Raw genomic sequence first — 6,435 nt, forward strand, 5'->3', positions numbered from 1 at the left:
CCAGCGCCCCCGCCGCCGCCAGCTTCAGGAATCCCCGCCGATCGAGTCCGCTCATCACTGTTACTCCCGTCGTTCTCACAGGGGCTGAGTGAAGCCCTAGTGTTCAGTTGTATTACTTGACCGTCAATAGGTCATGAATACTTGTTTGACAATCTTCACGGGCGGTCAGTGACCAGCAGGACCTCGTACAGGCCCAGCTCGGGCAGCCGCACGCGGCCGCCGGACACCTCCAGCTCGCGGCCCGCGCGCAGGGCGCGCACCCGCCGGTCGCCCGGCCACGGGAGCGTCAGCCACGACGCGCCGATCGGCACCGGGCGGCGGAACCGCTGGTCGGCGTCGCCCGAACGGTTGAGCAGGTGGATCACGTGCCCGGCGGCCGAGCGGGCGAGGACGATCTCCACCTGTTCCGGCAGGTCGGTCTCCACCGCCAGCCCTCCGGCGGCGGCCAGCGCGCGGTCCGCGAACAGGTCCCGGTGCGCGCTCAGCCCGGCCTCCCGGTAGCCACGGCCGACCGTCCACGGCATGAGCACGCCCGCGCCCTTGCCGTACCGGGCGCCCAACCAGCCGGGGTGACCGCTCTGGCGGTGGCCGTGGCACTTCTCCGGCGGGCCGTACCTGGCCCTGGAGAGCGCGAACAGCCCGGTCTCCGCCCGTTCGGCGGGCTCGGCCACGTGGAAGGCGCCGATCACCGGCACCATGCCCCTGTCGCCGGGCAGGTGGAGCGAGCGCGTCGCCTCCTCGGTCTCCCTGCTCGCCAGGCGGCGGGTCACGGGCAGGCAGGCGAGCTGCGCCTCGTCCGCGTCGAAACCGGTCGAGCCGGTCGCCAGCACCGTCCCGCCGGCCGCCGCGTACGCGTCGAGCACCGGCCCGGCGTCGATCGGGCCGAGATCCGGCAGCACGATCAGCCGGTACCCGGACAGGTCGCTCACCGGCAGCTTGTCCTCCGGCAGCACGTCGAACGGGAGATGCCGCTCCAGCAGCGCCAGGTACAGCCCCTGGAACTCGGAGGTGGCGCCCGCGACGCCGCCCTTCAGCGGGTCGGGCCGCACCAGCAGCGTGCGCGCCTCGGAGACGAGGTCCCGGTAGATCCCCGCGTGGTCGCGGTGGAAGCGGGTGATCTCGCCCGCGATCTCCAGGCACTCGTACGGGCTGTCGTCGGGCGTCCCCATGATGTACGTGGACGGGACCGCCCCCCGGGAGATCGCCTGGAGCAGGTACTGGGCGAAGTGGTACGGCTCCTCCCCCGCCATCCGGTACGGCATGTCCACGAACCCCACCGAGTTGACCAGCACGGGAACGTCTGGCCGGTACGACTTGGCCGCGCTGACGTGCTCGCTGGTGCGGTGGTGCCAGAGCGGCCGGCCGACGGCGTTGTTCGCCTCGTGGAAGACGATGTCGGCGTGCTCGCCCAGGATCAGCGCCGCGTCGGGGCGCCTGGCGGCGATCGCCGCCCTGATCCGGGCGTTGAGGTCTTCGAGCGTCTCGTGCGCGAACCGCCGCCAGCGCAGGTATCCGGGCGAGTCCCGGCCTTCGGGCAGTTCCTCGCCCACCTGCTCGGCGAAGCGCCGGGCGCAGGCCAGGCAGTGGCACACGCCCCAGTACCGCCGGCTGTAGTCGACCTCGTTGAACGACATCCAGTTGAGGAAGAAGCCGTCGACCGCGTACCCGTCGAGGACCTCGCCGATCACCTCGAACAGCTTGACCTGGTAGTAGTCGCCGCTCGGGCAGACGCTCGTCAGGCCGTTGTAGACCTGGGCCGCGCCGTCGGGGGCGACGAAGCACCACTCGGGGTGCTCCTCGGCCCGCCGGTGGTCGATCTTGGAGAAGTCCATGCGGGCCAGCACGCGCACCCCCCTGCGGCGGGCCGCGGCGACCGCGTCGCCGACCAGGTCACCCGACGGCCGCTGGGCGAGGTACGGGTTGCGCGTCTGGAAGTCCAGGCCGGTCGGATAGTTCGACAGGATGCCGCCGACGCTGATCAGCCACGCGTTCGCCCCGAACCCCTCCAGCTGGTCGAGCACCCGCTCGACGTCGAGCCCGGCGTCGATCTCGCGGAGATTGGTCTGGAACATCCGGAACGGCTCCCGCCACCAGAGCCGCCCGCTCATCGGCGCTCCCACGTGAGGTGCACGACCTCGATGAGCTCGACGCCGGTCAGCGCCACCTCCACGCGGCCGTCACGGACCTCGGCGGCGGTCTCGGCATCCGCGACCAGCAGGCGCGCCGTGGCCCCCCGGACACCTGGCGGCAGCGCGACGCTGACCGTCTGCGGCGGCAGCGGGATGGTCTCCCTGATGGCGCCGCGCATGGCCATGGGGTTGTTGAGGTTGACCACGGTCACCGCGACGCCGTCCTGGTCGCGGCGTACGGCGAGGTCGGCCAGGCCGGGTCCGCGCACGGTCGCGGCGGGCTCGCCGCCGAGCGACCATCGCACCGCGTCGGCGATCAACCGGCCGTGGTCCGCCTGGAGCGCCTCCCAGAACACCGCCCCCACGTCGAACGCGAAGTAGACCACCCGGCCCTGGCCGTCTCTGGTGACGACGGCCGGGGCGTCCGGCTCCTCGCGGGCGTACAGCTCCTCCATCGGCAGGTCGGGGAAGTCCGGCACGAAGCGGAACGGCACCTGCGTGCCCTCGCGGGCCTCGACCCGCAGCAGCCGGGTGCCGCCGATGATCCGTCTGGCGCTCCCGAAGCCGGCGTTCACCGGATGCTCGCCGGTCAGGGCGATGTAGTTGTTCTTCACCGGGCCCCTGACGGGCTTGACCAGGTCGACGCCCAGCACGTCGGCGAGGCCGAAGCCGGCGCGCGGGGCGCCGTGCTCGTCGTACAGGGACGACTGGTGCGCGGCCACCAGCCCGCCGCCCGCGGCCACGTACGCGCGGATCACCGCGCACTGCTCGTCGCTGAGCTGCTCGCTGTTGGCCAGGACCAGCACCTTGTACGGCCGCAGGCGCTCGGCGGACAGCGCCTGGGCGGCGACGAGGTCGAACGGGATCCGCGCCTCCACCAGCGCCTGGTAGAAGCCGTCGTCGTCGGGAGAGGTGTGCGCCGCCCCCGTGCGCAGCTGCCCGGTCCTGCTCGGGTCGAGCAGCGCGACCTCGGCGCTGACCGGCATCGCCGACAGCACCGGCTCCAGCCGCGCGTGCAGGCCGAACGCGGTGACCACGGCCGGCACCCACCGGGGGTCGGAGACGGTGGCGTTGAACTTCGTGAACCACGGGAGCGCGCCCTGCGCGAACCCGTCCACGATCCACGTCGTCACCTCCTCGGGCGGCGCCACGGAGTCCTTCCACCGGTGCTGGTGGTACTCGGGACCGACGGAGGTGATCAGCCCGACGGGCCGGTCGGGGAACAGCCCCCGGCTGCGTTTGGCGACCCGGCCCGCCACCCATGGCGCCTCGATGCCGGAACGCCCCTGCTTGTCGACCACGAACATCGGGTAGACCCGCTCGACCAGCTCCGGCTCCAGGTCGCGGGCGGCGAACGCGCCCAGGTTGGGGATGAACCGGGCGTGCGGCCGCACGTCCTTGACCGCGGCGTCCCAGATCGCCACCAGCTCGCTGAGCTTGCGCCGCCGCCAGGCCACGTAGACGGGCCAGGCGGGGTCGGACGGGTCGTGCTCGCGTCGCGGCAGGTCGAATCCGGTGTCGTCACGGAACGAGCGCCGCGCGGCCTCGCTGTAGGAGATGCCGCTGTATCCCTCCCACCGGTTGGCGAAGATCGCGTCCACGTCGTACTCGCGGATGATCTCGCGGGCCACCTCGGTGACGAACTCCCGGTGGTAGCCGGTGAAGGCGCACGTCAGCCAGATGCCGGGATGCGACCAGTGCTCGATGGGCGCCCCCTCAGCGTCGCACGCCAGCCATTCGGGATGGGCCCGCGCGGCGTCGGCGTGCACGGCGTGCGGGTCGACCCGCGCCATGACGTGCATGCCCAATCCCCTGGCGGCCTCCACGAGGGTGCCGAAGGGGTCGGTGTCACCGAGGTAGGTGCTGCGATGGTGGAAGGGGATGCGGGTCGGATAGTAGGCGATGTAGCCGCCCGCGCTGATGCAGAGCGCGTTCGATCTGCTGTCGCGCATCACGGAGGTCCAGAAGTCGACATCGAGATGCGCCGGGTCGTCCTCGGCCAGCGTGAGCTGTGTCCAGCGGGTCGCCGTACGTGGCCAGTCGGATGTTCGCATCATGACACACCTCTCCGTCAGGCTTGTTGTCAGACGCGGAGCATTGTCATACAAGAATTCAAGAGTGACAAGACTGACGCGCACGCTCGAATCAGGGCATGGCGCGAGCCCCGCGCCGCCTCGTTGACATCAAGCAAAGTCGAGGTTGCACCCTCGGAGGACCAAGCCACGACCTCCAGGGAGCACCCCATGCACGCCGTCGTCCTGCACGCCTTCGGCCCGGCCGGCAACTTCCGCTACGAGACCGTCCCCGACCCCGAGCCGGGCCCCGGCCAGGTGCGCATCGCCGTCAAGGCGGCAGGCGTCCACCTGGTGGAGACCATGATGCGCTCGGGCACGGCCGGCGATTCGCTGCCGCCGCTGCCGGAGCTCCCCGCCGTCTTCGGAGGCGAGGTGGCGGGCCGGGTGGACGCCGTGGGCCCGGAGGTGGATCCCGCCTGGATCGGGCGAGACGTCGTGACCTCGGCCGGACAGCCGGGCGGCTACGCCGAGCTGGCGGTCGCCGACGTCGCGTCGGTCCACCGGCTGCCCCGCGAGCTGGGATACGAGACGGCCGTCGCCATGATCGTCACCGGGTGCACGGCGCTGGAGTTCCTCGACGTGGCCAGGCTGACCTCCGACGACGTCGTGCTGGTGACCTCGGCGGCCGGCGGGATCGGCCGCCTGGTCGTCCAGTACGCGCACGCCCTCGGCGCCACCGTGATCGGCGCGGCGGGCGGCCCCGCCAAGGTGGCGGCCGTCCGCGAGCTCGGCGCGGATCTCGCCGTCGACTACGACGAGCCCGGCTGGGAACGGTCGGTGGCCGACCGGCTGGGCGGCCGCACGGTCACCGCGCTGCTCGACGGGGTCGGCGGCGACAAGGCGCGGGCCGCGTTCGAGCTGCTGGCCGACGGCGGGCGTCACGTCACCATCGGCAACGCCTCCCAGCAGGACTTCCAGCCGGACCCCGAGACGCTCGAGAAGCGGGAGCTCACGGTGACCAATGCCCTGCTGCACCTGCTCGGCAAGCCGGAACAGCGGCCGGCGTACGAGGCCCGCGCGCTGGCAGCGGCCGCCGAGGGCACGCTGACGCCGGCCGTGCAGACGTTCCCGCTGTCGCAGGCCGCCTCCGCGCACGCCGCTCTGGAGAGCCGGGCGACGACGGGCAAGGTCGTCCTGATTCCCTGACCGTCGTACGCCCGCCGCGAACCCGCTGGTCACCCCGAGGAGCCCGGCGCATAAGGTCCAGCCATGACCTCGGCCATCATGGACCCCGGCACCCCTGACAGCCGGAACGCCGGACGGTATCTGTGGTGGCTGGTCACCAGCCAGCGCGGCAGGGTCGTGGCCGGGGCCCTGCTCGGCACCGGCTGGACGGTCTGCCTGACACTGGCCCCCTACCTGCTGTCCCGCGCCATCGACGACGGGCTGACGCCGGGGCACTGGCCCGCGCTGGCCGGCTGGGCGGCGGCGTTACTGGGCTACGGGGTGCTGACCGCGTGGCTGGCCATCATGCGGCACCGGACGATGACCAGGGTGCGGATGGACGCCGCGTTCCGTTCCGTACAGGTGCTGGCCCTGCAGGCGACACGCCTGGGCGCGGCGCTGCCGCGCCAAATCACGGCCGGGGAGGTGGTCACGATCGGGTTCACCGACGTGGCCATGATCTCCGAGGCGCTGACCGTCACCGGCCCCGGCGTCGGCTCGGTCCTCGCCTACGTCGTCGTGGCCGGGCTGCTGCTGTCCGTCTCGCCGCTGCTCGCCGCGGTGGTCCTGCTGGGCGTGCCGCTGCTCGTCGTCGTGCTCGGCCCGCTGCTGGGGCGGCTGCGGGGCGCCGAGACCGGCTACCGCTCGCGGCAGGGCGAGCTCGCCGCCCGGTTCGGGGACATCGCCGCGGGGCTGCGGGTCCTCAACGGCGTCGGCGGCAAGGATGTGTACGCCGAGCGCTACCGCCGCGGCTCCCAGGACCTGCGGGAGCAGGGCTACCGGGTCGGCGCGGTGACGAGCTGGATCCAGGCCCTCGGGGTGGGCCTGCCCACCCTGTTCCTCGGGGCGGTGACCTGGCTGGCGGCCCGGATGGCCGCGCAGGGCGTCATCACCGCGGGCGAGCTGGTGGCGGTCTACGGGTACGCCGCGGTGCTGGTGGTGCCCGTCTCGTTCTTCATCGAGGGCGGCTACGGCCTCAGCCGCGGCCTGGTCGCCGCCCGCAGGGTCGTGCGGTTCCTGGCCTTGGAACCCGCCGCCGCGGTCAACGACGACCCCGTGGACCCGCC

At 72.5% G+C, this 6,435-nt stretch carries 4 protein-coding genes; 2 read left to right on the forward strand and 2 right to left on the reverse strand.

Annotated features, from left to right (window positions below; genetic code table 11):
- Positions 1-155 precede the first annotated feature (155 nt).
- Together E1292_RS48875 and E1292_RS48880 are read right to left on the reverse strand one after the other, a co-directional pair.
- On the reverse strand, positions 156-2,108 hold the full coding sequence (locus E1292_RS48875; RefSeq protein ID WP_132606635.1) for an alpha-amylase family protein: 1,953 nt from the start codon (positions 2,106-2,108) through the stop codon (positions 156-158).
- The gene (locus E1292_RS48880; protein WP_132606636.1) at positions 2,105-4,186 is read right to left on the reverse strand and encodes a family 10 glycosylhydrolase; all 2,082 of its coding nucleotides are present in this window, start codon (positions 4,184-4,186) and stop codon (positions 2,105-2,107) included. Before E1292_RS48880 ends, E1292_RS48875 begins: the two co-directional genes overlap by 4 nt.
- 186 nt (positions 4,187-4,372) lie before the next feature.
- Here E1292_RS48880 and E1292_RS48885 point away from each other — a divergent pair, with 186 nt between their 5' ends.
- Both E1292_RS48885 and E1292_RS48890 read left to right on the forward strand, forming a co-directional pair.
- Complete coding sequence (locus E1292_RS48885) at positions 4,373-5,350, forward strand: zinc-binding dehydrogenase (protein ID WP_132606637.1); 978 nt, start codon at positions 4,373-4,375, stop codon at positions 5,348-5,350.
- A 63-nt stretch (positions 5,351-5,413) separates the two neighbouring features.
- A partial coding sequence (locus tag E1292_RS48890; RefSeq protein WP_132606638.1) for an ABC transporter transmembrane domain-containing protein occupies positions 5,414-6,435 on the forward strand: 1,022 nt, incomplete at its 3' end.

The sequence above is a fragment of the Nonomuraea deserti genome, assembly GCF_004348685.1.
GTDB classification, from domain to species: domain Bacteria; phylum Actinomycetota; class Actinomycetes; order Streptosporangiales; family Streptosporangiaceae; genus Nonomuraea; species Nonomuraea deserti.